We start from the raw sequence: 26953 nt of genomic DNA on the forward strand, positions 1-26953 counted from the left end.
GCCTTTTATGAAGATAAATAAATTGAACAACAAAGAATTAGAAGTATGGTTAAGCTTGGCTAGAACTATAGGACCAATAAAGTTTTTTAGTATACTAAGAACACATAGATCGCTAGATGAGGTGTTGAAATATCTCAATAGGGTGGCTAATAATAGGGTGTATGGCATTCAAGATGCACGAGAAGAAATCAATAATGCAGAAAGAATTGGAGCTAAAATTATACCCGCATGTGACCCAGATTACCCTGATCTTTTAAGAAATATCTCTAGTTGTCCTCCTGTAATAACTGCGTTTGGTGATATATCATTATTAAGCCGTGAGATAATTGCAATAATCGGTGGGCGTAACTCTTCAATGAATGGAAGAAATTTTGCCAATAAGTTGGCACTTGATTTAAGCGAAGCTGGTTTTGTTATTGTTTCTGGACTTGCAAAAGGAATCGATACTGCAGCAAACAGTGTAATATACAAAAATCATCCCACTATTGCTGTTACAGCAAGCGGAATTGATGTGGTGTATCCAAAAGAGAATTTTGATCTATACAAAAAAATCACTGGGAATGGTGGTTTAGTAATTACTGAGCTTCCATTTGCTACTAAACCAAAGCCTCAATATTTTCCTCAGAGGAATCGAATTATATCTGGTCTATCGCTGGGTGTTGTAGTGATTGAAGCATCGAAACGTTCTGGCTCTCTAATAACAGCAGATTTTGCTTTAAATCAAGGGAGAGAGGTGTTTGCAGTTTCTGGTTTCCCTTTAGATTCACGCTGTAGTGGTAGTAATTATTTAATTAAAAACGGTGCTAAGCTTATCGAATCCGCTGATGACATAATAGAGAGTATTAGGTTTAGTTTACCTCCGCAGCAAAAAAACCTATTTGATGTTGAGCACTATTCTGTTAACCAAAAACAAGAAAAATTACAGCAGGCAAAATCTGTTATAGTTGATCATATTAACTCTGTACCTGTTGATATAGATGAACTTATATTAGCAAGCGGACTTTCTACCAACATAGCTCTAATGGCTCTTTTAGAACTAGAGTTGGAAAACAGAATAGAGCGTTCACCGGGGAATAAAATATCGTTAATTTTCTAGATTACTTTAGCTATAAGCCCACAACCGTACGAACATTATGATTTGAGTTCACCAAGAAAGATGTCATTCCAGCGCGTGACGCTGGAATCCAGACTTTATTATGCAGCCAATTGGTTGAAATTAAGTCTTCTGGATCCAAGTAGTCAGGGCACTGGGATGACACCGTCTTGGATGGAAATCAGTATCAGCTACTTAGATGACACCACTTTTGTATGGAAACCAGTGTCACTATGACAACCTTCATCTCGCTACGTGTTAGCGGATACCGTGACAGTATGACTAGGGAGTACGCGTTAGCGGAATCTACTGAGACGCCCGTGATAGCCCTATTTCTATAGTGAGTAATTCCCTCTTATCTACTTTTAGAATTAATAAGAGAAAACTTTTTTTCAACTTGTTGTATAATTTTATAAAAGTGATTGAAATCTAAGCTTGCACTGCCAATTAAAACTCCTGATAAATTTGAGATACTGAGCAAGTTTTCTATATTTTCTGAGCTGACTGAACCACCATATATAATGTGTTTTTTACCAGTACACAATTTTATTACCTCTATCACCTCAGCAATTGCGTCATTGCTTGGTACACATCCTGTACCTATTGCCCATATTGGCTCATATGCTACGGTATATTCACCGTGTGTTGGCAAACGGTTTTTGCATTGATATTCTATTACTTCTTTTGTTTTTTCATTCTTATAATCTTCTGAATTTTCACCTACACAGATAATTGGGTGTAAGCCTGATTCTATTGCTATTTCTGACTTAAGTTTTATTTCACTATCTTTTTCATTGGCCCTTTCAGAATGCCCAAGTATTACGTAAGTACACCCTAGTTCTTTTAACATTTCTGCGCTAATTTCACCTGTGTAAGAACCGAACTTTTTATGATGGCAATTCTGTGCTCCTATATTAATATTATTGTTCAACTCTATACTGCTTGGAAATGATGTAAAAGGAGGGCAAATTACTAATTTAGAGGTAATTTCGTTGCTCTTGTTGTTAAGTTTGCCTATAAAGTCAACAAATGAAGAACGCATTCCATTCATTTTCCAATTTGCTACTATTAAAAAGGACATCAACTTTACTTATATGGGCGAGAGTGCCGGCTGTCGGACTTGAACTGACAACCTACTGATTACAAGTCAGTTGCTCTACCAATTGAGCTAAGCCGGCGTTAAACACATTAATAATATACAATTATCAATGGATTTTAGTCAACTGATTTTTAAAATACTGTATAATGAAAATAATATGAGAAAATTTTTACTGAAGCCAAAAAAGAGTCTAGGGCAAAATTTTATTTTATCGAGTGAGATAACAAAAAAAATCGTCGCTTTAGCTGATAGTCTGGAAAATTTTAATGTCATTGAAATTGGTCCTGGATATGGTGCATTAACAAGAGAAATATTGGTGCATAATCCAAAGTCTCTACTTTCTATAGAAAAAGATAGAGATTTAGTAAAACACCATGACCAACTGCTAAATGAGCATCAAGGAAAGTATAGAATTATAGAAGCGGATGCACTGCATGTTATAGAAGAAGAGCTGATAGAGCGCCCAGTCAAAGTTATTGCTAACTTGCCTTACAATATCTCGGTAGTGTTATTTTTAAAGTGGTTAAATAATATAAAATTTTTTACGAGTTTGACATTAATGTTTCAAAAAGAGGTAGCAGATCGCATTACGGCAAGACCCAATTCTAAAGATTATGGTTCCTTATCAGTGCTAAGCCAGTTGCTATGTGATATAAAAAAGGAATTTGATATTGAACCTAAAGAGTTTTTTCCAAGACCAAAAATACATTCTTCAGTAATTACAGTAAATCCTTTGCCTACCCCAAAGTTTGCAGTAAATTTGGAAACCTTAACAAGATTAACACGTGTCGTTTTTTCTCAAAGAAGAAAGATGCTGAGAAATAGCTTGCAAAATATAACGAACCACGCTGAAACTGTCCTTGAAAACGCTAAATTGAGTGGAAACGAACGTCCAGAAAACTTAACTATTGAGCAGTTTTGTTTGCTGGCAAATAATGTAGAATGCTTATTTTGCAATAAAATATATTAGCAACCATATAGCCTTTCTATCCCCTAAAAACAGTTAGAGCTATACGACAGAACGTATCCGTTCAGCCAATGGCGTCAACTTAAGGAAAAATATAAGCGATAGTGTGTAAAATTTCTCTCTAAATTTTTTACCATTAAATTATCCAGAAGCCGCAGGAAACAGCACTTTTGTTTCTATTTTATTTCAACAAAGAAGTTTAAAATGTGTCCTTTTTAGGTGAAACATGCAAAAAGGAAAAAATTTTATTCTACAAATTAAAAATATAATATACTCGAAAGCTTTTCAGAGAATCCATTGTGTTGGAAAGAACAGTTTCACGCGAACAAGAAAACTCCCTTTTACGACAGTATTTTCTATGATTTTAAAGTTAGTTAAAAAAAGTTTGGGAATAGAATGTGAACTTATGGATCCACTAACTTGTAAAGTTCCACCCTCAAAGCAAGCTTTTTCTAAAGCAAGATATAAGATTTATCATACAGGTTTTAAAGAGTTATTGGAGCTAAGCATCCAAACAGCCTATCAAGATGAACCTAAGCTGGAGAGGCTATAGACTTATTGCAGCAGATGGTTCTGGTATGAGATTACCCAGCTCTGAGGAAATTGTATCCGAGTTTGGCCGTTTTAAACCAAATGGAACAACAGGCACAATGCCACCATTGGCAATTTGTTTGTTGATTTATGTACTTCACTGATTTGCAGTGCTCGCCTTGCGGCTTGGAATATAGGCGAACAAACGTTGGCGGAAGAGCAATTACCCGAAGTTATCACTCAAATGCGTTCATTAAATCAAAAGAAATTATTATTTATCTATGATCGTGGTTATCCTTCAGTAAAATTCATTCAGCAGCATTATGATTTGGAAGTAGATTTTATTTTTCGCTTGCAAAAAAGAAATTATAGCAAGCTATGGGAACGCTGGCGAATTAGATTTCGATTTTATATTAGAAAATGAAAAGCTAAAAAATAAAATGAAAGGACAGAAAGTAAGAGTTATAGTGCTGACATTAGCCAACGGAGAAACAGAGGACTTCACTTTTTGATCGAGAAAAATTTACTTTGGAAGATATCAGTAAAGCTTATGTATTAAGGTGGCACATAGAGGAGTGCTATAAACGACTCAAAGTAGGAGCAGAGTTAGAGAATTTTTCTGGGGTAAATTTAGAGGCTGTATTACAAGAATTTTGGGCAAACTTGGTCATGTGCAATATATTATCGCTTCATATCACAAGGGCCTTGGAACCCAGATCAAATTGCTGAGTATCGTTTAAATTTTTCAGTTTTATTTGGTGTGATGAGACAGAAACTTTATCAAGTGCTTGTTGGAAATTGTTCGCCAAAAAACTTTCAAGCCCTTTTTGATAGAGCAAGTATACGTGCTAAAGTTAAGATCCGACCAGGGCGATTATATAGCCGCAACAAGGTAGATAAGCCCAAACGCCATCATGTCTTTAGGAGAGTTTGCTAATGAAAGCTCTTAAGTTGACGCCATTGGCTGAACGGATACCCGCGATTAGCATTAACTGATAATTGTGATTTAAGTCCGTCACAGTGCCCTTTTTTTGTCATTCTATAGCTATACCGCCGCGGCGCTAACGGGTAGCGGAATGACGAATTACTATACCGCCACGAACCGTCATACCGTCACGGTATCTCTAGATCCCGCTAATAAGCAGCGGGATGACGAATTACTATACCGCCGCGAACCGTCATACCGTCACGGTATCTCTAGATCCCGCTAACAAGTAGCGGGATGACGATTGTCAGGCTAGCTGTCATCCCAGTTTGGAATCCAGGAAAAAGAATGGGTGTCATCCCAGTGCCCAGACACTGGGATCCAGGAAAGTTTGCTTGTAAACAAGAAAACTAGCATAGAAAGTGGTTACAACGTTTTCGATGAGATTATATGGAAAACTGGATTCCAGTGTCAAGCACTGGAATGACATCACAGGGGCACTGGAATGACACCTCTCTTGGGCTCTTTTAGCTATAAACATTAAGAAATTTACCAAATGAAAAAAAAGGCAAAAGAAGCCCTAGTCATTGTCTATTTTCAGTATTGGCGTTTTTTAAGTCTTAAACACTGCAATTTAGCTGCTTTTAAATGCAACTCACCTTTGTTTAAATGTTTAAGAAATTTACTAAGCAGAAAAAAAGGCAAAGAAACCCCGTGGTAATTAGTGTTCACTCTCTAATCCTGCAAATTGGCGTACTATACTGTCTTAAACGACTTATAAGCGCGTTTCAGCTTATATAGGTAAAAACCTAGAAATATTGTGAAGACATAAGGTGCACATAGTGCAAAAAATTAAAAATAAGACGCCAACTACGTTGTTTTCTTGCTGTTTAATCTGCACAGATGAAGATAACTGAATACCTTCAGTTTCATGATAAGGGGGCTGGCAAAGGGTGTCAAGTAAGTTTTTCGTTTCTATGGGTCAGTTGGTACGCGCTTTGCCTTTTAACAGATGTGAAAGCACAATTATTACGAACAACATTCCACCAATAACTGATATAGCGCCACCTATAATGAAGCACGTGCGTGCTAACATTGATGAAATACTTGGCAGATCTGCAACTTTTCTTAAGGCACCATATCCACCAAGCCATACAAGTCCAGTAATATGGAGAAAATGTCCCACACTGTACGCATAAATCTGCAATTTTACGATAGAGTTTTTTACCTCTTTAAAGTTTAATTTAGGTAACAGCCAATAAATGAAATTCATAAAAGCTATAGTGATCCCAACTACAGAACCATGATAATGAGCGGGAATCGTGACATTTCCTTCAATAGTCAGCACTCCAAGCACATCTCCATAAGTGAACAACAAAAATGAATGTAATAAATAGTTGCTTTTATCATTAATAAAAGTTCTGATGTTGCAGCACACTAATATTATCAAAAAGCACGGCAAAACTGCTCCAGCAATCCTCATATGCCAAGTAAAAAACTGTATTAACTTGGCACTATCAACTGGATAAACAAAATATACAAACAGTGCACCCATAGCCAAAATTGTGTTTATAAATAGTGGTAAAATAGTAATTTTACTGTTTGAAGCTAAACTAACATCACTGAAACTCAGCATCATTAAATACACTAAAAACATTGCTTGAGCAAAAGCAAATTGCAGCAAATGTCCGCCTCCCCAAAAGAGATATTCGTAAAACAAATTCTTATCCGAGTGATATAGACCTGGAGGCATATTTTGATACGCTAAAACAAAGCAAAGAAATGATGAAACAAGTATAATAACCAGTCCAATTTGCCCAACAGAGAGAAATGAAACCTCTTTTTTTGATGTGTATGCTAGCATTGCATTTACTAATATACTGGTGGTAAACAAACCAAGACCAAATAAGAATAATTTGTTTTGTAATACGGGAATATAATTGCTTTTAATAACTTCAGTATTTGGAACGAATGCGGATATAAACATCAGCAGCATCGAAAGGGTTGATAGAACCCATGAAAAGTTAAACCAACTATTGGTATTTTGTAGGTTTATGATAAGAAGTAGAGATATTATAGAGCACATCCACACCAAAATTGACAGGTTTACGTGTATCACCAGCGCATTATCAAAAATATATTGTGCAGAAGGAATGAGAGAGGAGATAAAAGGCAGTCGTAAAAAAATAACAATTATTGACAGTAACCCAGAGCAAGCAAGGGCACATACTGCCAAGAACATCCATTTTCTACAGAGCGGAGCGTTGTCTTGTATGTTAAGCACAATCTTTTTTCTCAATTTTGTTCAATACAATATATAACACTGCAATAATACCTAAAACATAGCAATAGTATACGTGTGGCATGACTGCCAAAGGTGAAACTCCAGCAATAGTGCTAGCCAAAAGCAATTGAGCGCCATACGGTATTAATCCTTGAAATACACAAGAAAATATGCCTAGCCATGCTGCACTATAGTGAGGCGGTATTTCATATTTCTTAGCAATATCTCTAGCAATTTCACCACTAAAAATTATAGCGATGGTGTTATTTGCAAGTAAAATATCAAATATGCTGACTATTTTTGCAATAAATAATTGCGCAGTTTTTTGTCCACCACGTTGTATCATAACCCAAGATGAAAGTTTATCTGCAAGCTCCTTAGAATTTTTACCTACTAGTCCTGAAAGTCCGCCAACCATCAATGACAGTAGCATAATTTCATGCATACTCATAAACCCTTTGGTGATGTTTTGGCTTAAAAACAATAAACCATGATTGTTGTTATTTATAAATCCAATAATTCCAGCAAAAGTTATGCTTAAAACCAATGCCGTAAATACATTGATTCCAAAGTTTGCAAGCAATATAAGTATGATGTAAGGAGCCACAAGCAATAAAGAATACTCCTTAACTGAAATAGCAGCACTATTGCTTGAGCTATAAAATAATATAATTATTGTGAATATAGAAGCAATTAGTGCCACTTTTGCATTCAGTTTTAATTTTTTCTTTATATCAGCCTTTTGAGACATCACAGATGCAATTGTAGTATCAGAGATAATAGATAAATTGTCGCCAAACATTGCTCCTCCTACAACAGTTGCAACTCCTAAGGAAGGAGAAATCCCAGCTTGTGTCAGTTCAACTGCAATAGGAGCAATTGTTGCAATGGTACCCATCGATGTACCAATAGCAGTGGAGATGAAAGCTGCTACAAAAAATAATCCTATGAGTAAAAATTGTGTTGGTATAAATGAAAGAGCCAAATTAACTGTGGCATCAGCACTACCGATTGCTTTAGTTACTTCACTGAATGCACCTGCAAGTAAAAAAATGATGCACATAGTGATAATATTACGATCTCTTACCCCATCTAGAAAGGCATACATTTTTTCTTCAGTATTGCCCTTGTATAAAACCCAGCCCAGAGCTATGGCAGGAGCAATGGCTACCAGTGGAGATAACTGATAAAAAGCATTTGACACGCCAAGAACAGTAAAATATATACCACTCCCTACAAAAAGAAATAGGAACAGTAAAATAGGCAAAAAATTTATAAAATAAAACATACTTCTATTCCAGCTCTGATAAGCACAAATTAACTGTGACATGATTTATATTATTATAAACCACAGTTGGCACCTTGACCAATGTTTTTCTAGAAAGCAATCTACCAGAAAAGGTTTCCATGAAAAGGACTATTATAATATGATTGTTATCATCTACTTGAATTAAACTGGGAGATAGAATAAGTAAAAAATATGAATGACATAACAACAAAGCAAGTCATATCCTTCATCCTGAAAACGCTACGTCCATTCCCATTTCCCATTATTATAGTGTTATTAGCAGCATTAGTCTGGGCTATTGATGTTTCCTTTAGTCCATATTTAATAAAAGTCATTATAGATCGTATCAGCCACAAACAATCTTCTCAAGATATAGCAAATCCTGCCATATCCTATGTACTAATATTACTTTTACTTGAGTGTATTGCCAGGTTATACAACTACTTCGTTGAAATAAAAATGATTGCCCAATCTTCGTAAAAATATTGCCGAATCAAGCCTTGCCATGTTATTAAATCAGGATAATAGCTATTACCAAAATAACTTCTCCGGCAGCCTTGCCAACAAGGTTAATGATTTGACAAATTATATTCCGGATATTGTACAAATTACGGTTGATAGGTTCATAAGCCGCTCATTAGCGCTTGGTATTGGGATTTATTTTTTATGGCAAGTGAATATTTACTTTGCCTTGTTGATGTTAACTTGGTCGGCATTATTTGTTTTGTCTTCCTTGTTTCTTGCAAAAAAGATAACACATCTTGCAGGTGTATGGTCAGAGCTTGGTTCAAGCATTACTGGTAAAATGGTAGATATATTCTCAAACATCATGTCTGTAAGGTTATTTGCAAGCCAATACCAGGAGAAATTATCTTTGCAATCCACTCATAGTGAAGCTGTTAAAGCAGAGCAAAAACTTCAGTGGGTATATACATGGATTTTCACTTTCTATGGTTTCTCATTTGTAATCATGCAAATGCTTAATTTATATTTCTTAGTTAAAGGAAGAGAACAAGAATTAATTACTGCTGGAGATTTTGCTTTTGTTATGACTATTAATATAGCAATAGCTAATTTTCTTTGGATGATAGCCAAAGACTTCTCACAATTCTCTAAATCATGGGGAAAGATTACTCAGGCTTTGAGAACAATTACTTCAATCCCTGAAATCCAAGATCAGCCAAACGCAGCAGATCTGGTCGTTAAAAAGGGGAAAATGAGTTTTGATAAAGTTCATTTTCATTATAAAGATGCAGAACCAATATTTGAAAACAAATCCATAACAATTGAATCTGGTCAAAAAGTAGGACTCGTTGGTTATTCAGGTGCTGGTAAATCAACATTTGTAAACCTGATTCTTAGGCTTTATGACGTACAATCTGGAAAAATTTCAATTGACGGGCAAGATATTCGCAATGTAACCCAGGATTCTTTACACAAAAATATTGGCATGATTCCGCAGGATCCATCGCTTTTTCATAGGACTTTGATGGAGAATATTCGCTATGGAAAAACAGATGCTAGCGATGATGAAGTAATTGAAGCGGCAAAAAAAGCACATGCTCATGAGTTTATTTCAAAATTACCCCAAGGTTATGAGTCACTTGTTGGAGAAAGAGGTGTAAAACTTTCAGGAGGACAGAGGCAGCGTATTGCAATCGCAAGAGCTATTTTAAAAAATGCTCCTATATTAATTCTGGATGAAGCAACTTCACAACTTGATTCTGTGACTGAAAGTAATATTCAAGAATCTCTATGGGAGTTAATGCAAGATAAAACTACAATAGTAATAGCCCACCGCCTATCTACGCTTTTGCATATGGATCGTATTTTGGTTCTTGATCAAGGCAAGATTGTGGAAGATGGCATGCATCAGGAACTTCTTGATAAAAACGGAATGTATAAGACCCTATGGAATGCGCAAGTTGGTGGATTTTTGCCGGATAAAAGAGAAATGGAGATTGTATAATATCTTCTTAATCTAATGCTTCAATGTTTCCGACATAGGAAAAGTATCATCTTTATTTTCTATAGAGGAAGGCACACTATTTTGATTATCATCACCATCAATTGGAGTAGTAGGGTGCATTAAAGCAACTTTCATAACTTCATCAATATTCTTAGCAAAAACTACGTTGATCCCCTCTTTGATGCTTGCAGGAATCTCTTGCATATCTTTCTCATTTTCACTTGGTATAATCACAGTTTTGATTGATCCTCTGAGCGCTGCAAGCAATTTTTCTCTCAAGCCCCCGATAGCTAAAACTCTACCACGCAATGTCACTTCGCCTGTCATAGCAACATTTTTGTTAACTGGTATATTTGTCATAAGAGAAACAATAGACGTACATACTGCGCCGCCAGCAGAAGGGCCATCTTTTGGTACAGCACCCTCAGGTACATGCAAATGTATATCATTATTTTGGAATTTTTCGGGCTTTATACCAAAAAATAAACAATTTGATCGAATATAACTATACGCAGCTTTTATAGATTCTTGCATAACCTCTCCAAGCTTTCCTGTGTATTTTATTTCTCCCTTGCCCGGAATTAGGACTGATTCTATCATCAAAATATCACCACCTGTTTCAGTATAGGCAAGCCCAGTTACTATTCCCACCAAACTCTCATTTTCTGCAATACCAAAGGTATATTTACGTACCCCTAAATAATCTTGTAAATTGTCAACTCCTACGGATATTTTCTTATTTTTATCAGTCAATATTTCTTTAACTGCCTTTCTCATGAGCTTTGCAAGCTCCCTTTCCATACTCCGCACACCACTTTCACGTGTATATAAACGTATCAACTCGTATAACGCCTCATTAGTTATGTCCCATTCCTTCTGATACAAACCATGCTCCTTCTTTAACTTCGGAATAAGGTGGTGTGTAGCAATACTGATTTTTTCATCTTCAGTATACCCGGACAATTGTATAATTTCCATCCTATCACGCAAAGGATGTGGCAAATTTAAGCTGTTTGCCGTAGCTACAAACATTACACTTGAAAGATCAAACTCAACTTCCAAGTAATGATCCGTAAAGTGTTTATTGTGCTCAGTATCTAAAACCTCAAGTAATGCAGATGCAGGATCGCCACGCGAATCAGAACCCATCTTATCTATTTCATCAAGCAGAAAAAGCGGGTTGCATGAATTAGCTTTTTTCATGTGTTGAATGATTTTACCAGGCATTGAGCCAATATAAGTTTTCCTATGCCCTCGTATCTCGGACTCATCACGCACACCACCAAGAGCTATGCGAACAAAATCTCTTCCTACTGCTCTTGCCATAGACTTAGCTAAAGAAGTTTTACCAACACCTGGCGGTCCAACTAAGCAAAGTATAGGACCTTTTATCTCTTTTACTCTTTTTAATACTGCTAAAAATTCTATTATTCTATCTTTTACTTTCTCTATGCCATAATGATTTTCATCTAAGATTTTTTTAGCTGCATTTAAGTTAATTTTTGCATCTTTGTACTTTCCCCACGGCAAATCAAGTAACCAATGCAAGTAACTAGATATAACTGTAGCTTCAGGAGAAATGGGATTCATTTTCTTGTATCTCTTCAAATCAGTTATAGCTTTCTCTCTTGCTTCCTGAGAAAGCTTTGTTTCATTTATCTTTTTTTCAAATTCATTGAGTATATTCCCTTCATCACCATTCTCAAATTCACCTAATTCTTTCTGTATAGCTTTCAATTGTTCGTTAAGGTAGTAAACTTTCTGAGTGCTTTCAACTTGCGATTTAATTGTCTTATATAAACGGTTTTGTGCGTTCAAAATACTTATTTCTCTCTCAATAAAAACAAAAGCTTTTTTTAAACGCTCTTTTGGGTCATAAGCCTCAAGTATGCTTTGTTTATCCGATACTTTTATATTTAAATGTGAAGCTACCGTGTCTACAAGTTGATCAACTTCTTTGATTTGATCAATGGGGTTAATGGCAACTTCAGGCTGATTTTTCTTGTTTAGCTTACACCAGCTATCGAACGCGTCTATAACAGATCGCCTTAAAGCTTCTAAGTCAATATTGTCTTCATCTTCTTTATAATGATTGTCTAACTCTACCCTGGCTTGTAATAAAGTATGAGAGCTAATATATTCTACAACTCTTCCCCTTCTTATCCCCCGGATTATAACTTTTACTGCATTGTCAGGCAATTTTATTAATGGTTGTATAATGTTTGCTAACACACCTACTTCATAAAGATCTTCTGGCTCTGGATTATCAACAGAGCCATCTTTCTGTGCTACAAGAAAAATCTCATTTTGGTGACTACTACTACTTATTGCATACTCTAGTGCATTAACAGATTTTTCTCTGCCTATGAATAAAGGCACCATTATATTTGGAAAAATTACTACATCTCTTAAAGGTAATACTGACAATGCAGCAAAACCAGAGCTCACAGCACGTTCAATGTTCATAATATATGCCTCAAATTAATCATTAACCGTTATAACATTGCCATTATTATTATGATTAACCGTTGCTTTTCCTAACTCTACCATTTTCTTAGTGATTACTATAGTGCTACCTTCAAAGCCTCCGTTTCCAGATGTATACATAATGTCAAGCAAAAGTGACTCTAAAATAGCACGTAACATTCTTGCACCTGTTTTATAACTTATAGCCTTTTTAGCAATAGCTGATATTGCTTCATCTGAAAACTCAAGGTTTACTTTGCTAAACGCAAGCAATGCTTTGTACTGTTTTATTAGCGCATTTCTTGGTTCTGTCAAAACATGTATTAAATCTTCATGATCCAGCTCATCTAAAACAGCAGTTATTGGAACCCGCCCTACAAATTCGGGTATTAAACCGAATTTGATTAAATCTTCAGGTTGAACATCATGTAAAGCATTTTTTTTCTTTTGCTCTTTAGACTGACTTATATCTGCTCCAAAGCCAACTGATGTTCCCTTTTTTCTCGCTTCAATAATTTTATCGAGGCCTTCAAAAGCTCCTCCACAAATAAACAGTATGTTACTAGTATCCACTTGTATAAACTCTTGTTGTGGATGTTTTCGCCCTCCTTGTGGCGGAACATAAGCAACTGTACCCTCCATAATCTTAAGCAGAGCTTGCTGGACCCCCTCACCTGAAACGTCACGGGTTATTGAAGTGCTTTCAGATTTTCTTGTGATCTTGTCTATTTCATCTATAAACACTATACCACGCTGTGCTTTTGCAACGTCATAATTTGCAGCTTGTAATAAACGCGACAACACGCTTTCTACATCATCACCCACATAACCTGCCTCAGTTAAAGTTGTCGCATCAGCCATAGCAAATGGCACATCTGAAACTTTAGCAAGTGTTTTGGCCAGCAAAGTCTTACCAGAACCAGTGGGACCAATAAGCATTATATTTGACTTCTCGATTTCGATATCACTTATAGCATGAAATTGTGCCATGGATTGACAATGGTTATACATAGCTACAGATAAGACATGTTGCGCATGTTCTTGACCTACAACATGCTTGCTAAGAAAATTTTTTATATCCTCAGGTTTCTTTAGTAATAGCTTCATATCAGATATACGATCTGAATTAAAAGATCTATCTTTCTTTTGACTTATTGCTTTATGGGATAATTCTATGCACTCATTACAAATAAACACCTTTAAACCATCCGAAGAGTTAGTAATCAATTTATCTACTTCATCTTGCGCCTTGTTGCAAAAAGAACAGTAGTGTAAATCATTATTGTTATCCATTAACCCACCTTTTGTTTAACTTTAGTATTTTCAATTTCAATATCTGTACGCTCAGCTATCACCTTGTCAATTAAGCCAATTTTCCTTGCTTCTTCAGGATCCATGAACTTATCTCTTTCCATCATTCCTTCAATTTTCTTCAGTGAATTTCCAGTATGTTTTTCATAAATTTGATTTAGTTTTTTCTTAACTCGCAAAATCTCATTAGCATGTATTTCTATATCAGTTGCTTGACCATGATAACCACCAGATGGCTGATGTATCATAATTCTTGAATGAGGTAGAGAGTAGCGCTTACCTTTTGTACCAGCTGCAAGCAATAAAGAACCCATAGATGCAGCTTGACCTATACATAAAGTTGAAACGTCTGGGTTTATATACTGCATTGTATCGTAGATCGACAAACCAGCAGTTACAACACCACCTGGTGAGTTGATGTACATACAAATGTCTTTATCGGGATTTTCCGATTCTAAAAATAAAAGCTGTGCTACTATTACGCTAGCCATGTTGTCCTCAATAGGACCTGTTACGAAAATTATTCTTTCTTTCACTAGTCTTGAATATATGTCATAAGCGCGCTCACCGCGACTAGTTTGTTCAACTACAATTGGTATAAGAGTCATACCTTTTCCTATTAAATATTACCAAACAATTCCTTTAATTCTTTCACAGAAATAATCTGCTCTTCTTTACTAACTTTTTCTATTATATAATCTGTCACTTTATACTCAAGCGCTTGCCCTCTAACTAATTCTTGAAATTGTTTATTTGATTCAAAATGCTTAAGTACTCTGTCAAACGGTACATCCTTACTGACATATTGATTTACAATAACATTCAAAACATCATTTTGAGTTAATGATATTTTATGTTCTGCACTAAATTTCATAAATAACATAGCAAGCTTTACACGTTTTTCAGCTTCTTTACGAGAATCATTTTGAGCACCCAGTTCTCCTTCCATTCTTTGTTGCTCCTGTTTTACTATGTCTGTGGGTAAATCAAAACTATAATTAGCATCCAAATAATCAAACAGCTCCTTTTTAATTAAGAGATTTCTCATTTCGGTACACTGATCACCAATCATTTTTTTTGCATGATTTATTAGCAAAGAATAATCTTTAAAACCAATACTCTTAGCTATTTCATCATCATTTTCAAAATCTTTGGCAATTTGAATCTCATTAACTCGCACAGAAAAATCAGCTTCCTGTCCTGCAAGGGAAATGGCTTGGTAATTTTCAGGAAATTTCAACTTAAAGTCCTTTGTTTCTCCCTTTTTCATACCAGTTAATTGATCTTCAAAACCATTAATAAATGTGCCAGACCCTAAATTAACGGCAAAATTTTTGCTACTTCCACCTTGAAAGAGCTTATTCCTAATCCGCCCTTCAAAATCAATTATCAATTTATCCCCATCTTTCGCTTGATAAGAAGCATCATCAACAGAGGCAAAATTGGGGAATTTTGTTTTGATAGAATCAATAAATTCTTTTATATCTTCCTCTTCAATCTTTGCCTCAATTTTCTTTAAGTTTATTTTGTCAAGATCTATCGCCGGTACTTCAGGCATCGACTCAAAAGATAGCTTGTATACAAAATTGCCCTCCTCATTTTCTTTGCCCAGATCTGGTAATGATATAACATCAACCTTAGGATAAATGTGAGACTTGACTTCAATTTTTTTCATCAAATCACTTGAGCAATAATCAATTGTATTATTTATCACATATTCCAAAGCTTCGTTTTTATAATTTGCAACAACAAGGTCATAGGGCATCTTTCCAGCCCTAAATCCAGGTAATTTTGCATTTTCTGCTATCTCCTGCAACCTGGAATCTACCTTTTGTTTTATATAATCACTACTAACTGTGATTTCATACTCATGCTTTAGTTTATCTATACTAAGCTCTTTGTAGGTATATACGCTACTTACTTCGACTGTATTTTGAGGTATATTATTAGACATCATAATTCATTTATTAATATTTTAATTCATATCTTAATAGAGTCATTTTACCAGAATTTAAGTTAAACACAATCCTTAAGAACAGGTTTTTATACAAATAAAAGTGTATTTAGTGATTATAAATTTTCCCTTAAAACCTAAGTTACATGACTTTAAAGTGCGGATAGAGGGACTTGAACCCCCACGAGCAAGCTCACCAGGACCTAAACCTGGCACGTCTACCAATTCCGCCATATCCGCAAGAAATTTTCAGTACCCTATTATAGGTATTCCATTAAAAATATTCAAGGTTTAAAGTCTTACTTAATTTATGGTGTTTACACAATCAAAAAAGCTTATTAACATTTCTTAATGAAAGCTCTAAACCCTGAAAATCAATAATGAGATTAATAACAAGCTTCTTACTCGCAATTTTTTTGATTACACAAAGTGGTTGCACAACCCTTATAATAGGTGGTGTGGTGGCTACAGCGACAGCAACAGCAATAACAATGCAGGATAAATCCTTGGGAAATATCATTGATGATACGACTATGGTCATCAGAATTAATAAGGGACTCTTAAAGCATGGACTATTTTCATCCATAAAGGTTAAAGTAAGTGAAGGAAGAGTATTGCTCATTGGAAGTGTTGACACTCCTGAAAAACAACTTACAGCAGAAAAAATAGCTTGGCAGCAAAAAGAAATTAAAGAAGTGATAAATGAAATAAGAGTAATACCAATTCAAATGGCTTCCATGCTAGACACCACTGTAGATGGCATGATAACAGCGGAAATAAGAACAAGACTCCTGGGAAAAAGAAATATTAAGTCAATTAATTATAGCGTTAATACGGTTGATAGAGTTGTTTATTTGATAGGTATAGCCCAAAATAAAGCGGAATTAAAAGCTGTAATAGCAATTGCAAGAAAAGTAAAGGGAGTAAAACAAGTTGTAAGTTATGTACGATATAGGTACAGTAAGTTACGCCATTAGGCAAAAATCGCCTTCAAATTATAACATTTGTACAATTGTGACAATAGGTAGAGAACATAAATGAAAGTTGCCTTTCAGATGGATGAAAATATAAATTTTGAAACTGACACTACATTCGTGCTAATAAAGGAAGCACAAAGGAGGAAGCACGAAGTTTTTGTCTATGCTCCTAACAATTTAGCACTAAAGCTAAACCATCCAATTGCTCTGGCTCAGAAAGTCAGTGTTGATGATTTTAGTTTTATCTCTAAAGAGGATGTAGCTATCAACTTGAATGAAATGGACATCATATTTATCAGACAGGATCCACCCTTTGATATGCGTTATATTACAACAACATATATCTTAGAAAAAACTAGCGCATTGGTAATTAACAATCCAACAGAAATAAGAAATTGTCCTGAAAAATTGATAACTTCATTATTTCCAGAGTTAATTCCGCCGACTTTGATTACTGAAAATATATCAATGATTAGAGATTTTTACCGCAACTATAAAGATATTATTCTGAAGCCATTGTATAGTTATGGAGGAAACGATGTGATAAGAATACAAGACGAGAATAGTATTCAAGTAGTAGTGGATCTCATGATAGCAAAATATGAATGTCCTGTAATTGCGCAATCATTTTGTAAAAACATAGATAAAGATAAAAGAATATTGCTACTTTATGGTCAACCAATTGGTGTAATGAAACGAGTTCCAAAGATTAGTGGAGAGATTAGGACAAATGTGCGGCTCGGAGCAAGTTTTGAGCCCGCTCAAATGAACGATAGGGACAATGAAATATGTAACAAAATTGGTCCTGAATTAAAGAAAAGAGGGCTAATATTTGTTGGTATTGATATTATAGATGACTTCCTGCTCGAAATTAACACAACTTCACCCACGGGAGTAGTTCATATCAATAAATTGTATAATATATCGCTAGAAAAAGATCTTTGGGATGTGTTTGAAGAAAAAGCAAGCAGCCATCAACTAAACCTGTGAACAATTATTTTAACAAACTCAGTAGTCCCATTCTTTATCCCTGTTTTTTTTGTATTACTGGTCATATCACGCAATTTTTGAGAATTACTGAGTAGATCAAATAGTAACTCTGTTAGATTTTTTTTTGCTTCACTATTCTGCTCAACTATTACAGCTGCTCCCGAATCTTCAATATATTTTGCGTTATAAAATTGGTGATTATCTTTTGAGTAAGGGTAAGGAATATATATAGTGGAACGCCTAGCAAGAGTGATCTCTGCTATTGAAGTTGCTCCTGCTCTGCTAATTACCAAGTGAGCATTGGCTAGTCTATTTCCCATATCATCAAAAAATTCACTTAATTCACAATCGATCTTTTCACTTTTGTATAGACTCTTGACCTTGTTTACATTTTTCTTCGTACATTGCTGCATCACTCTAATTTTCTTTTTCATTTTAATAGGCAAATTACAAATTACGCTGCTTACCACATCATCAAAAAAATTTGCACCTTGGCTGCCTGCTATGACCAATATGTTTAGGACTTTCTCAGTGCTAGAATGGCTCTGTGCTTTTATATCAACAAAATTTCCTGTAAAAATACATTTATTGCCTTCTGCATATTTAGTCTCCGGAAAGCTGGTTGCAATTAATTTTGCACTCTTGAAAAAGAATCTATTTACTCTCCCTAAAACTGTGTTTTGTTCATGTAAAATTATAGGTATAGAAAGAACTCTTGCTGCAAGAAGAGTTGGAAAAGAAGCGTAGCTACCAAACCCAATTACTAATCTTGGCTTCAATTTTCTGATTTTATATATTGCTAGCACACAACTATACATTAATAAAAGGAAAAACTTAAATTTGTTGCCGCTCGGTTTACGTAATGGTAAGGTGTAGTTTTCTATGTCGGTATTTTTATTTGTTTTTTTATCAGTGAATAATATGCAATTGTATCCTTGTGCCTTTAGTGCTCTTGCTAAAGTTATAGCTGGAAAAATGTGTCCGCCTGTGCCACCTGTTGCTAAAATAATATCCATCTGTAAATAATGAATCCTAGATTGTTAACTGTTATTTAATAATTTGCACGTAGAATTTTATTAAGCTTTATGATAGTTGAGTTAAAAATGCCTAAAAGTAGTAACAGTAAAAAAGAATCTAACGTGAAAAATAAGCCTCAAGAACAAAGAGAAGGCAGAAGCGGAGGTTTTTTAGAACTGCTAAAAAATATAATAAAAATTCTTTTCAATTCGGTTGTTGACCTACCTGAGCACGAGCAGCATAATAAAATGAAAAGCACTAATCTACAACAAGGTTTGGATACTAAAGGAAAAGGCCCAGAAGATCTTCATCCAAAGGCAAAGCTTAAAGTTAAAGAAGCAGCTAAGGGATTGAAAGAAGAGTTACAGAATTCTGATGCTGGTGGTAATCAATCTATTGAAACTAAAGTGCCTAATCAAACTACTACTCAAGACATTGACAACTCTAAAACGATGGAACGTTAGTTCAACTATTTAACGACTCATCATCTGCAGCAAGCACTGATTCGTGTATCATCTCTGAAATGGTTGGATGAGGAAAAATCGTAGATTTTATGTCGAAGTCTGTTCCTTCTAGTTGCTTTGCAAGAGCAAAATTGCTAATTAACTCCGTTACTTCTGCACCTATCATGTGGCTACCCAGAAGTTCGCCTGTCTTTTTGTCTATAATTGTTTTCACTAACCCTTCAGTTTCACTGAGTGCAATAGACTTACCATTAAAGTTAGAGTGAAATTTTCCTATTTTTACATCATACCCACCTTTTATTGCCTGTTCCTCAGTAAGGCCGATGCTCGCTATTTGTGGATGAGAATAAATGCAATTTGGTATGCATTCTTTTTTTAACGCATGAGCACTTTTACCAGCAATCTTTTCAACGCAGATCACAGCTTCATGGCTCGCTTTATGTGCTAAACATGGTGGGCCAGCTACATCACCTATTGCATACACATTTGATTCACTAGTTTCATACCATTCATTCATTTCAATAAAACCAGAAGGGCTTAATTTAATTTTTGTATTTTCTAAACCTATATTTTCAATATTTGCTTGAATTCCAACCGCAACAATCACCTTATCAAATTCTTTGCTTTCACCATTACTCAGTTGCACTTGAGCAGAGTCTTTACTTTTAGTAAGAGCTTTTACGCTACTATTTGTATATATTTTTATCCCCTGTTTTGTGAATATTTCTTGTGCTAAATCTGAAATGTCTTTATCCTCCAGCGGCAAAATAGTGCTCTTTATCTCTATGATTGTTACATCAACTCCCAAAGTACTATAAAAACTTGCAAATTCTATTCCAATTGCGCCAGACCCTATAATTAGTAGTGATTTTGGTAATTTGCCCGGCATCATAGCATGCTGCGCATTCCATATTAAATCTCCATCTGCCTCTATTCCAGGCAGATTCCGTGCCCTCACGCCTGTTGCTAAAATAATATGCTTGGAAACAATTTCTTGTTCTTCCTTATCGCTAACAACTTTTATAGTACTATTGCCTGCAAGTTTACCAAAGCCTTGATGAACTTTGATGTTATTTTTTTTCATCAAATATGCAACGCCACTTGATAATTTATCAACAACGCTTCTTGAATATTTCACTATTGATTGTATATCAAAACTCGCTCCTTTTACTTCTATACCAAACTCTTTTGATCTTTTTATTAGCCTATAAACCTCAGATGCTCTAAGCAGTGATTTTGTTGGTATACATCCCCAATTTAAGCATATACCGCCTAAATTTTTTTCTTTTTCCACAATTGCAGTTTTAAATCCAAGCTGTGCCGCTCTAATTGCTGCTATATAACCACCAGGACCGCTACCTATAACCGTAATATCATACTCATTCATCAGTTTTCTTCGTATTCAAAAAGATTATATATAACAGATGGAACCCGTATGATCAATATTCAGGTAGCTGACAACATAGAAACGAAAAAACTTACTTGACAAACTCCGCCAGCCCCCTTATCATGAGACTGAAGCTATTGTATTTGCTTTCGCCAATCTGCAGATTAAAAGGTAAGGATTACTTAATGTATCGGCGTCTTATGTTCAATTTTTTGCAGTATATAGATACTGTATGTCTTTACAAAACTTCATCTACATCTAGATTTTTATCTAAATAAGCTGAACGCGCTTATAAAGCGTTACAAGACATCAAAAAATGCCAATACTCGACAGAGATAGTAAAAGACTAGCTAACTCGGGGATTCTTTGTCTTTTTTTCTGCTTAGTAAATTTCTTAAACATTTGCAGCGTAAGTTAGTTGCAATTAAAAGCAGCTAAATCTTGCTTGTCAAGCGTTTAAAACATAAAAAACGCCAATATTTTAAAGCGGATAATAACCACGGGGCTTCTTTTGCCTTTTTTTTCATTTGGTAAATTTCTTAATATTTATAGCAACATGAACAAACATTTGAGAGTAACTTCCGCTAGTAGGGTGTCATCCCAGTGCGTGACACTGGGATCTAGAAAAAAAGAAGCTGGATCCCAGTGTCTGGGCACTGGGATGACAAGAAAGGAGCACTGGGATGACAAAAAAGGGGCTACTCGGATGACACCGTCATAAAGGAACCAGTGTCAGCTACTTGCATGACATCATTCTTTTTCCTGGATCCCAGTGTCTGGGCACTGGGATGACAAGAAAGGAGCACTGGGATGACAAGAAAGGAGCACTGGGATGACAAAAAAAGGAGCACTGGGATGACAGGAGAAGGGGCTACTCGGATGACAACGAAGAGCTACTCGGATGACAAAAAGGGGCACTGAAATGACACCGTCATAAAGGAATCAGTGTCAGCTACTTGAATGACACAGTTTTTGCTTAAACCCGTAACGTTCGTACATTTTGCTAAAAGTTTAAATATCAACATCATGCACGTTGAGTGCATTGCTATTAATAAAGTCACGGCGTGGTTCAACTATATCACCCATTAGTATTGAAAATATGGAATCAGCTTCTTCACAATCTTTTATTTCAACCTTCAATAAAGTTCTAGCCTCAGGATTTAACGTAGTATCCCATAGCTGATCAGCATTCATTTCACCAAGACCTTTAAATCTCTGCAGAGTTAAACCCTTTTTACCATAGTCCATTATTATTTTTGCAAGTGCACTTGGAGAAGTGATTCTTATTTCAGTTTCTTGTGATTTTAAAAATGAATCGCCATTAAATAAGTTACTTATACCATCAAGCAAACTTAATATGTTTTGCATATCTTTGCCTTCAAGCATACTAAGTGCAAATATATATTTGTCTGCCAATCCTTGAAATAATTTAGAGATGTGAATTTCTTTTTCTTCATCTTTTATTTCTACTTCCCAAGTGTATTCGCTGTACATTAATTTTAAATACTTTAATATCTCATCAGCCGATGATAGAGCATTCTTTTTGCTTAAAATTAGCAATGACTCTAAGAGATTTTGTGGTATTTCTCTATCATAATTTTTGCTAATATTAGAAATGCTAACACATTTATTCAAAATAAGGCGCAAGTCGTTAAATTCTGTAGTTGTACCACTTAGTGTTAATCTTTTAACTGCTGAGTTTATTATATACTCTTCAAAAGTTTCGTCATCTTTAATATAAGTGTCTTTAGCATTCTTTGTAACTTTATAGAGGGGTGGCTGTGCTATATATAAATATCCCTTATCAATTACTTCACGCATATGTCGAAAGAAAAAGGTTAGAATCAAAGTCCTGATATGTGATCCATCAACGTCTGCATCTGTCATAATGATAATCTTATGATATCTAACTTTCTCAACATTAAAATGCTCACTTCCTATTCCAGCACCAATTGCAGTAATTAAAGAGCCTATTTCTGCAGATGAAAAAATACGATCTAAACTTACACGTTCCACATTCAGGATTTTTCCTTTTAAAGCAAGTACAGCTTGTGTTTTTCGATTACGACCTTGTTTTGCAGAACCACCTGCTGAATTACCTTCTACTATAAATAATTCTGACAATTCGGGAGCTTTTTCCTGGCAATCAGCAAGTTTTCCTGGCAGAGTTGCAATATCAATACTGTTCTTATTCTTAACTAGTTCACGTGCCTTTCGAGCAGCTTCTCTTCCTTTTGCTGACCTAATTGCTCTTTCTACTATGCTTGCCGCCAATTTGGGATCAGTTTCAAGGATTGTGCTCAATTTATCAGAAACTATACTTTCTACAACTGCACGTGCTTCAGAACTAACTAGCTTGTCTTTTGTTTGTGAAGAAAATTTAGGATCAGGCATCTTAAGAGATAAAACACAAGTTAAACCTTCTCTAACGTCCTCTCCAGTTAAATTTACTTTTGCTTTCTTTAAGAACCCTTCATTAGTTGCATAGGTATTGATGCACCTAGTTAAGGCGGACCTAAACCCTGCCAAATGCGTACCACCATCTCGTTGCCTTATATTATTCGTGAAGCATAACATATGTTCATAGTAGGAATCATTCCATTCCATCGATATTTCCAAGCTGATGCCAAGATCTTCTGCATCTCCTTTCATACTGGCAATTTTAGTTACATGTGTCTTATTCTTATCTAAATACTGCACAAAATTTGCTGTACCAAAATTGTCTTTAGATTGATTGCTCTGATTGAAATGAGATTCTGTATATGGTTCATTGCGCAAATCACGTAAAGTAATGTCGATATTTGAATTTAAAAATGCTAATTCTCTTATACGACTTTCAAGCGTTGAGTAACTGAAATTAATGCCATTAAAAGTCTCTGTTGATGGCATGAACGTGACTTTAGTTCCTCTTTTGTTTGTATTTTCGTTGACTACCTTTAAAGGTTCAATAGACTCACCATCTTCAAAACGCATAAAGTGTTCTTTCTTATTGCGCCAAATAATTAATTCCAACCAGCTTGATAATGCATTCACAACTGAGATTCCAACACCATGTAATCCCCCAGAAACTTTATAGGTATTATTGTCAAATTTACCACCAGCATGGAGTTGAGTCATTATTACTTCTGCTGCTGATATTCCTTCTTCTTCATGAATGTCAGTTGGAATGCCACGACCATTATCAGTTACAGATACTGAACCATCTTTATTTATGCTAACTTCAATTTTATCACAATATCCAGCTAAAGATTCATCTATTGCGTTGTCAATAACCTCATATACCATGTGGTGCAAGCCAGATCCATCGTCAGTGTCACCAATGTACATACCTGGACGTTTCCTTACAGCATCAAGACCCCTTAAGATTTTTATTGCATCGGCATTATAACTATTTTCCATTAGATTGCTTCATTTATACACGTTAATTGATGTTACATTCAGATATACTAGTTAGCAACATTTTTAAACTGATAATCCATATTAAAAGCACAACTTTACGAGTATCTGTTCAGACGCATGGCTAATGCTGAAACAAAAATTCCAGTGCTCCCTTTCTTGTCATCCCAGTGCTTGACACTGGGATCCAGATTGGGCACTAAGTTGGTAAACACGAAAGCGGTTAATCCTTTACAACGTTTTTGATGAAACTGTGCAAAAGGACTGGATGCCAGTGTCACGCACTGGCATGACACCCATTTGTTCCTATAGTTGTCTTTTCTCGCCTACCTTATTTTGCCACTCTGCTGAACAGATACCTTTACGAATGTTTATTTTTGAAGACAGCAAATAGTGTCATTCCAATGTGTCTTCCATAACTGTACGAACATTCATTTTTGAAGGTAAATTGCACAACAGATGATGTCATTCCAGTGCTTGACACACAACTGTACGAACATTGTGATTTTGGCCCATCAGGAGGGTGTCATCCCAGTGCTTGACACTGGGATCCAGGAATTTTATTAAGTTGGCAAGCATAAAAATAGCTGTTTTATGTTAAAACACAACGTTTTAATGATTATGGAAAGGCTGGATCCCAGTGTCTGGGCACTGGCCCACTGGTGGCCCAAACTACAACGTTCGTACAGTTGTGTGTGTCTTCCCATGGAGATTGCTCTCAAAATTATAATGCTCATGCAGTTGCGTGCTCGATTAATTTACTGTGCAACAGAAAAATCTATAATTCAGTTTACGTATTTTTTTATCTCAGCCAAAATCTTATCAGATTGACTTTCGTCTGAATTTAAATCAGCTGCAAAGTGTGTAACATATTTTCCTCCAGGGCCAATAAGATATATTATCGAAGAATGGTTGATTTCTTCTTCTCCGTCTACTTTGCTTGCATATACTTTATATTTTGCAACTACTTCGTCTATTTTTTCTCTTTCACCAGTTAACATTTGTATTCTATGGTCAAATTGCTGCTGAAATTCTTTAAGTCTTTCCGTGCTATCGCGCTCAGGATCAACTGTAATAAAAAATGTTTTTAGCTTGTTGTTAGTTTTCTCATCTAACTTTGCAAGTGTTTCTGAAATTATCCCAAGGTTCATAGGGCAAATTCTTTTGCATGAGGAAAACCCAAAGAAAATCATCATGTATTTATCTTTAAAATCACTACTGCGTAAGATCTGTCCGTCCTGATTAATTAAAGAAAAATCTCCGCCTATCTTAACTTCTGCGTTGTGAATCGCTACTGGGGCAAATATGCCTTTTTTGGTGAAATAACAATAACCTAAAAAAACAACTGCTAATGCTACTAGCATATTAGATAACAATCTTATAAACCTTACCATTAGGGTGCTCTCAGTAAAATTAAATTGTATCTTTATTAGTTGACCTATTCAATATATTTATTCCAAAGTGTATTGTTAATTTTGTCTAACTGTTTCTTATGTTCATCAATTTCTTCACTATTTGGTGAATGTTCTCTGGGAGTTAGATTACGCACTTTATGCTGAACGAATGTAGAGTTACTGTCCTGATTGCATTCATTATCAAACAGAAAGGTTTGTAACCCTCCTGTAAGTTCAACATATACCTTTGCAAGCAATTGAGCATCAACTAGTGCTCCGTGCAATTCTCTATTCTCTAGCGATATATCAAAACGCTTACATAATGCATTCAAAGAAGCAGGTGATCCTGCGAATTTTTTCCTCGCAAGAGGTAATGTATCTAGCACTCTATCTGAGGAAATTAACCCAGCATTCAGCTTGCTTAACTCCATGTTAAGGAACTTAACATCGAATTCAGCGTTGTGAATTACCAAAATATCATTAGATATAAAGTCAAGAAATTCAAGTGCAACATCTAAAAATAATGGTTTATCTTCTAAAAATTCTTCACTAACACCGTGAATCTTAAACGAGTGATAAGGTATATCTCTTTCTGGGTTAAGGTACCGATGGAATACTTTACCTGTTGGAATGCGGTTAATTAATTCCACACACCCTATTTCGATAATTCGATGACCAGATTTAGTGTCAAGACCTGTCGTTTCAGTGTCAAGTACTATTTCGCGTAGCTTGCTTTCCATGGTTAACTCTAAATAAAACTAATCTTACTTGTCATTTCTCTTATCGTTACTTATCTTTATTATAGTGAATAGAAACAAGCAACCAGCTTGGGTCTGATGAATTAACATTTTTTTTGAATTGCCATACATCCTCAACTTTATTAATGGTGGATGTACTACCTGATATGATATCCCCTTCATTGTTCTTAACGAAGTTAATTTGCTCTGAAAGGAAATATACTGCAATAAACACTACATTTTTTATTAGCTTTATTTCTAAAATCTTTTGTGAAACGATAGAAACAATTATAGACTCGTGCATCTCTTTACGATGTTTAATCTTTTTTGCGAAGTTGTTATATAAATCTTTATCCAAGAGAGATTCTAACTGGGACAGATTTCCTTGATTGAAATACTTTATTATTAATTCAAAAGCTATGCTTGAACCTTCTATAAAGTGGGAAATAGAAAAATCTTTGTTTTTTTTTAATATTTGTTCATAAGTAACTTTTATTGAATTTTTATCATTGCTATCAATGTAATCCTCAATGTTTTCTACTACATCTTCTTTACTTCGACTTACATCCAATACATTAGTTAGCTTTTTTAGGTTGAGATTGGCTGACCTTCCTAAAGAATTATACAAACGTGAAAAAATGAACGCCGCTAATAAAGCATATATTACAAGCTCTATCATAGTAACTCAACTCCTTGGCATATAA

At 35.2% G+C, this 26953-nt stretch carries 29 protein-coding genes, 2 tRNA genes and 1 pseudogene; 14 read left to right on the forward strand and 18 right to left on the reverse strand.

Going from position 1 to position 26953, the window contains the following annotated elements; genetic code table 11:
- Positions 1-7: 7 nt before the first annotated feature.
- Positions 8-1096: a DNA-processing protein DprA gene (dprA, locus tag OPR43_RS02815; RefSeq protein WP_265035386.1), complete on the forward strand. Its 1089-nt coding sequence runs from the start codon at positions 8-10 to the stop codon at positions 1094-1096.
- 42 nt (positions 1097-1138) lie between these two features.
- On the forward strand, positions 1139-1330 hold the full coding sequence (locus tag OPR43_RS08375; protein ID WP_265035387.1) for a hypothetical protein: 192 nt from the start codon (positions 1139-1141) through the stop codon (positions 1328-1330).
- Between the two features lie 118 nt (positions 1331-1448).
- On the opposite strand, the gene OPR43_RS02825 is transcribed toward OPR43_RS08375, so the two are convergent.
- Positions 1449-2174 (reverse strand): triosephosphate isomerase, encoded by a 726-nt coding sequence (locus OPR43_RS02825; protein ID WP_264723698.1) that lies wholly within the window; start codon positions 2172-2174, stop codon positions 1449-1451.
- Positions 2175-2198: 24 nt separating this feature from the next.
- A tRNA-Thr gene (locus OPR43_RS02830) sits at positions 2199-2271 on the reverse strand.
- 78 nt (positions 2272-2349) lie between these two features.
- Between OPR43_RS02830 and rsmA the strand changes: the two genes are divergently transcribed.
- The 4 genes and pseudogenes from rsmA to OPR43_RS02850 all read left to right on the forward strand — a co-directional run bounded on the left by rsmA (position 2350) and on the right by OPR43_RS02850 (position 5102).
- The gene (gene rsmA / locus OPR43_RS02835; RefSeq protein WP_265025718.1) at positions 2350-3162 is read left to right on the forward strand and encodes a 16S rRNA (adenine(1518)-N(6)/adenine(1519)-N(6))-dimethyltransferase RsmA; all 813 of its coding nucleotides are present in this window, start codon (positions 2350-2352) and stop codon (positions 3160-3162) included.
- Between the two features lie 223 nt (positions 3163-3385).
- Positions 3386-4627 (forward strand): annotated as a pseudogene (locus OPR43_RS02840) (IS4 family transposase).
- Between the two features lie 139 nt (positions 4628-4766).
- Positions 4767-4901: a hypothetical protein gene (locus OPR43_RS02845; protein ID WP_265035388.1), complete on the forward strand. Its 135-nt coding sequence runs from the start codon at positions 4767-4769 to the stop codon at positions 4899-4901.
- A gap of 66 nt (positions 4902-4967) precedes the next feature.
- Positions 4968-5102, forward strand: a complete 135-nt coding sequence (locus OPR43_RS02850; RefSeq protein ID WP_265035739.1) for a hypothetical protein — start codon at positions 4968-4970, stop codon at positions 5100-5102.
- 495 nt (positions 5103-5597) lie between these two features.
- Here OPR43_RS02850 and OPR43_RS02855 read toward each other — a convergent pair whose 3' ends face one another.
- Positions 5598-6857, reverse strand: a complete 1260-nt coding sequence (locus OPR43_RS02855) for a cbb3-type cytochrome c oxidase subunit I (protein WP_265035638.1) — start codon at positions 6855-6857, stop codon at positions 5598-5600.
- 34 nt (positions 6858-6891) lie between these two features.
- Entirely contained in the window at positions 6892-8229 is a 1338-nt protein-coding gene (locus OPR43_RS02860) for a Na+/H+ antiporter NhaC family protein (protein WP_265035390.1), read from the reverse strand.
- Between the two features lie 228 nt (positions 8230-8457).
- Between OPR43_RS02860 and OPR43_RS02865 the strand changes: the two genes are divergently transcribed.
- Entirely contained in the window at positions 8458-8667 is a 210-nt protein-coding gene (locus OPR43_RS02865; RefSeq protein ID WP_265035392.1) for a hypothetical protein, read from the forward strand.
- The gene (locus OPR43_RS02870; protein WP_265035394.1) at positions 8651-10156 is read left to right on the forward strand and encodes an ABC transporter ATP-binding protein; all 1506 of its coding nucleotides are present in this window, start codon (positions 8651-8653) and stop codon (positions 10154-10156) included. The genes OPR43_RS02865 and OPR43_RS02870 overlap by 17 nt, the downstream gene beginning before the upstream one ends.
- Positions 10157-10168: 12 nt before the next feature.
- Here the strand turns inward: OPR43_RS02870 and lon are convergent, their stop codons facing one another.
- From lon to OPR43_RS02895, 5 genes are all read right to left on the reverse strand, one after another.
- Positions 10169-12622, reverse strand: a complete 2454-nt coding sequence (gene lon, locus OPR43_RS02875) for an endopeptidase La (protein ID WP_265035395.1) — start codon at positions 12620-12622, stop codon at positions 10169-10171.
- Positions 12623-12637: 15 nt separating this feature from the next.
- On the reverse strand, positions 12638-13915 hold the full coding sequence (gene clpX, locus OPR43_RS02880; protein WP_265035398.1) for an ATP-dependent Clp protease ATP-binding subunit ClpX: 1278 nt from the start codon (positions 13913-13915) through the stop codon (positions 12638-12640).
- Complete coding sequence (clpP, locus tag OPR43_RS02885) at positions 13915-14541, reverse strand: ATP-dependent Clp endopeptidase proteolytic subunit ClpP (RefSeq protein ID WP_265035400.1); 627 nt, start codon at positions 14539-14541, stop codon at positions 13915-13917. Before clpP ends, clpX begins: the two co-directional genes overlap by 1 nt.
- Positions 14542-14552: 11 nt before the next feature.
- Positions 14553-15887 (reverse strand): trigger factor, encoded by a 1335-nt coding sequence (gene tig, locus OPR43_RS02890; protein WP_265026637.1) that lies wholly within the window; start codon positions 15885-15887, stop codon positions 14553-14555.
- 158 nt (positions 15888-16045) lie between these two features.
- Positions 16046-16127: transfer RNA gene (locus OPR43_RS02895), tRNA-Leu, on the reverse strand.
- Positions 16128-16267: 140 nt separating this feature from the next.
- Between OPR43_RS02895 and OPR43_RS02900 the strand changes: the two genes are divergently transcribed.
- Positions 16268-16864 (forward strand): BON domain-containing protein, encoded by a 597-nt coding sequence (locus tag OPR43_RS02900; protein ID WP_265035401.1) that lies wholly within the window; start codon positions 16268-16270, stop codon positions 16862-16864.
- Positions 16865-16924: 60 nt separating this feature from the next.
- Positions 16925-17854 carry a glutathione synthase gene (gene gshB / locus OPR43_RS02905; RefSeq protein ID WP_265035402.1) on the forward strand — a complete coding sequence of 310 codons (930 nt, stop codon included), beginning with the start codon at positions 16925-16927 and terminating at the stop codon, positions 17852-17854.
- Here gshB and murG read toward each other — a convergent pair.
- A complete protein-coding gene (gene murG / locus OPR43_RS02910) occupies positions 17839-18870 on the reverse strand; it encodes an undecaprenyldiphospho-muramoylpentapeptide beta-N-acetylglucosaminyltransferase (protein WP_265035404.1) in 1032 nt (343 codons plus the stop codon). The genes gshB and murG overlap by 16 nt on opposite strands.
- Before the next feature lie 69 nt (positions 18871-18939).
- Here murG and OPR43_RS02915 point away from each other — a divergent pair, with 69 nt between their 5' ends.
- Positions 18940-19335 carry a hypothetical protein gene (locus OPR43_RS02915; RefSeq protein WP_265025707.1) on the forward strand — a complete coding sequence of 132 codons (396 nt, stop codon included), beginning with the start codon at positions 18940-18942 and terminating at the stop codon, positions 19333-19335.
- Position 19336: 1 nt separating this feature from the next.
- Here OPR43_RS02915 and lpdA read toward each other — a convergent pair whose 3' ends face one another.
- On the reverse strand, positions 19337-20722 hold the full coding sequence (gene lpdA / locus OPR43_RS02920; protein ID WP_265035406.1) for a dihydrolipoyl dehydrogenase: 1386 nt from the start codon (positions 20720-20722) through the stop codon (positions 19337-19339).
- Between the two features lie 556 nt (positions 20723-21278).
- Between lpdA and OPR43_RS02925 the strand changes: the two genes are divergently transcribed.
- Positions 21279-21443: a hypothetical protein gene (locus OPR43_RS02925; protein ID WP_265035407.1), complete on the forward strand. Its 165-nt coding sequence runs from the start codon at positions 21279-21281 to the stop codon at positions 21441-21443.
- On the opposite strand, the gene OPR43_RS02930 is transcribed toward OPR43_RS02925, so the two are convergent.
- From OPR43_RS02930 to gyrB, 3 genes are read right to left on the reverse strand one after another with little or no spacing between them, the layout of a single operon-like run.
- Positions 21421-21573 (reverse strand): hypothetical protein, encoded by a 153-nt coding sequence (locus OPR43_RS02930; protein WP_265035409.1) that lies wholly within the window; start codon positions 21571-21573, stop codon positions 21421-21423. The two genes, OPR43_RS02925 and OPR43_RS02930, sit on opposite strands and share 23 nt — an antisense overlap.
- 42 nt (positions 21574-21615) lie before the next feature.
- Complete coding sequence (locus OPR43_RS02935; RefSeq protein WP_265035411.1) at positions 21616-21750, reverse strand: hypothetical protein; 135 nt, start codon at positions 21748-21750, stop codon at positions 21616-21618.
- Entirely contained in the window at positions 21734-24121 is a 2388-nt protein-coding gene (gyrB, locus tag OPR43_RS02940; protein ID WP_265035413.1) for a DNA topoisomerase (ATP-hydrolyzing) subunit B, read from the reverse strand. Before gyrB ends, OPR43_RS02935 begins: the two co-directional genes overlap by 17 nt.
- Positions 24122-24238: 117 nt before the next feature.
- On the opposite strand from gyrB, the gene OPR43_RS02945 reads away from it, so the two are divergent.
- Together OPR43_RS02945 and OPR43_RS02950 are read left to right on the forward strand one after the other, a co-directional pair.
- The gene (locus OPR43_RS02945; RefSeq protein ID WP_265021581.1) at positions 24239-24364 is read left to right on the forward strand and encodes a hypothetical protein; all 126 of its coding nucleotides are present in this window, start codon (positions 24239-24241) and stop codon (positions 24362-24364) included.
- Between the two features lie 7 nt (positions 24365-24371).
- Entirely contained in the window at positions 24372-24512 is a 141-nt protein-coding gene (locus OPR43_RS02950) for a hypothetical protein (protein ID WP_265035414.1), read from the forward strand.
- Between the two features lie 169 nt (positions 24513-24681).
- On the opposite strand, the gene OPR43_RS02955 is transcribed toward OPR43_RS02950, so the two are convergent.
- The 4 genes from OPR43_RS02955 to OPR43_RS02970 are packed head-to-tail and all read right to left on the reverse strand — an operon-like array spanning position 24682 to position 26928.
- Positions 24682-24855 carry a hypothetical protein gene (locus OPR43_RS02955; RefSeq protein ID WP_265035416.1) on the reverse strand — a complete coding sequence of 58 codons (174 nt, stop codon included), beginning with the start codon at positions 24853-24855 and terminating at the stop codon, positions 24682-24684.
- 48 nt (positions 24856-24903) lie between these two features.
- Complete coding sequence (locus OPR43_RS02960) at positions 24904-25512, reverse strand: SCO family protein (RefSeq protein ID WP_320157473.1); 609 nt, start codon at positions 25510-25512, stop codon at positions 24904-24906.
- A gap of 44 nt (positions 25513-25556) precedes the next feature.
- The gene (dnaQ, locus tag OPR43_RS02965; protein ID WP_265035420.1) at positions 25557-26252 is read right to left on the reverse strand and encodes a DNA polymerase III subunit epsilon; all 696 of its coding nucleotides are present in this window, start codon (positions 26250-26252) and stop codon (positions 25557-25559) included.
- Positions 26253-26298: 46 nt separating this feature from the next.
- The gene (locus OPR43_RS02970) at positions 26299-26928 is read right to left on the reverse strand and encodes a Tim44/TimA family putative adaptor protein (protein ID WP_265035421.1); all 630 of its coding nucleotides are present in this window, start codon (positions 26926-26928) and stop codon (positions 26299-26301) included.
- Between the last annotated feature and the right edge of the window lie 25 nt (positions 26929-26953).

Source organism: Wolbachia endosymbiont (group A) of Apoderus coryli (assembly GCF_947251615.1).
Lineage (GTDB): Bacteria > Pseudomonadota > Alphaproteobacteria > Rickettsiales > Anaplasmataceae > Wolbachia.

Coding starts and splice junctions, on each gene's coding strand:
- OPR43_RS02900 (WP_265035401.1), top strand. CDS start 16,268: ATGAGATTAATAACAAGCTTCTTACTCGCAATTTTTTTGATTACACAA.
- gshB (WP_265035402.1), top strand. CDS start 16,925: ATGAAAGTTGCCTTTCAGATGGATGAAAATATAAATTTTGAAACTGAC.
- rsmA (WP_265025718.1), top strand. CDS start 2,350: ATGAGAAAATTTTTACTGAAGCCAAAAAAGAGTCTAGGGCAAAATTTT.
- OPR43_RS02935 (WP_265035411.1), bottom strand. CDS start 21,750: ATGATGTTGATATTTAAACTTTTAGCAAAATGTACGAACGTTACGGGT.
- OPR43_RS02855 (WP_265035638.1), bottom strand. CDS start 6,857: ATGTTCTTGGCAGTATGTGCCCTTGCTTGCTCTGGGTTACTGTCAATA.
- tig (WP_265026637.1), bottom strand. CDS start 15,887: ATGTCTAATAATATACCTCAAAATACAGTCGAAGTAAGTAGCGTATAT.
- OPR43_RS02825 (WP_264723698.1), bottom strand. CDS start 2,174: ATGTCCTTTTTAATAGTAGCAAATTGGAAAATGAATGGAATGCGTTCT.
- OPR43_RS02915 (WP_265025707.1), top strand. CDS start 18,940: ATGATAGTTGAGTTAAAAATGCCTAAAAGTAGTAACAGTAAAAAAGAA.
- OPR43_RS02960 (WP_320157473.1), bottom strand. CDS start 25,512: ATGGTAAGGTTTATAAGATTGTTATCTAATATGCTAGTAGCATTAGCA.
- OPR43_RS02970 (WP_265035421.1), bottom strand. CDS start 26,928: ATGATAGAGCTTGTAATATATGCTTTATTAGCGGCGTTCATTTTTTCA.
- OPR43_RS02845 (WP_265035388.1), top strand. CDS start 4,767: ATGACGAATTACTATACCGCCACGAACCGTCATACCGTCACGGTATCT.
- clpX (WP_265035398.1), bottom strand. CDS start 13,915: ATGGATAACAATAATGATTTACACTACTGTTCTTTTTGCAACAAGGCG.
- dprA (WP_265035386.1), top strand. CDS start 8: ATGAAGATAAATAAATTGAACAACAAAGAATTAGAAGTATGGTTAAGC.
- OPR43_RS02955 (WP_265035416.1), bottom strand. CDS start 24,855: ATGAGCATTATAATTTTGAGAGCAATCTCCATGGGAAGACACACACAA.
- OPR43_RS02860 (WP_265035390.1), bottom strand. CDS start 8,229: ATGTCACAGTTAATTTGTGCTTATCAGAGCTGGAATAGAAGTATGTTT.
- OPR43_RS02925 (WP_265035407.1), top strand. CDS start 21,279: ATGAACAAACATTTGAGAGTAACTTCCGCTAGTAGGGTGTCATCCCAG.
- murG (WP_265035404.1), bottom strand. CDS start 18,870: ATGGATATTATTTTAGCAACAGGTGGCACAGGCGGACACATTTTTCCA.
- clpP (WP_265035400.1), bottom strand. CDS start 14,541: ATGACTCTTATACCAATTGTAGTTGAACAAACTAGTCGCGGTGAGCGC.
- lon (WP_265035395.1), bottom strand. CDS start 12,622: ATGAACATTGAACGTGCTGTGAGCTCTGGTTTTGCTGCATTGTCAGTA.
- gyrB (WP_265035413.1), bottom strand. CDS start 24,121: ATGGAAAATAGTTATAATGCCGATGCAATAAAAATCTTAAGGGGTCTT.
- dnaQ (WP_265035420.1), bottom strand. CDS start 26,252: ATGGAAAGCAAGCTACGCGAAATAGTACTTGACACTGAAACGACAGGT.
- OPR43_RS02945 (WP_265021581.1), top strand. CDS start 24,239: ATGGCTAATGCTGAAACAAAAATTCCAGTGCTCCCTTTCTTGTCATCC.
- lpdA (WP_265035406.1), bottom strand. CDS start 20,722: ATGAATGAGTATGATATTACGGTTATAGGTAGCGGTCCTGGTGGTTAT.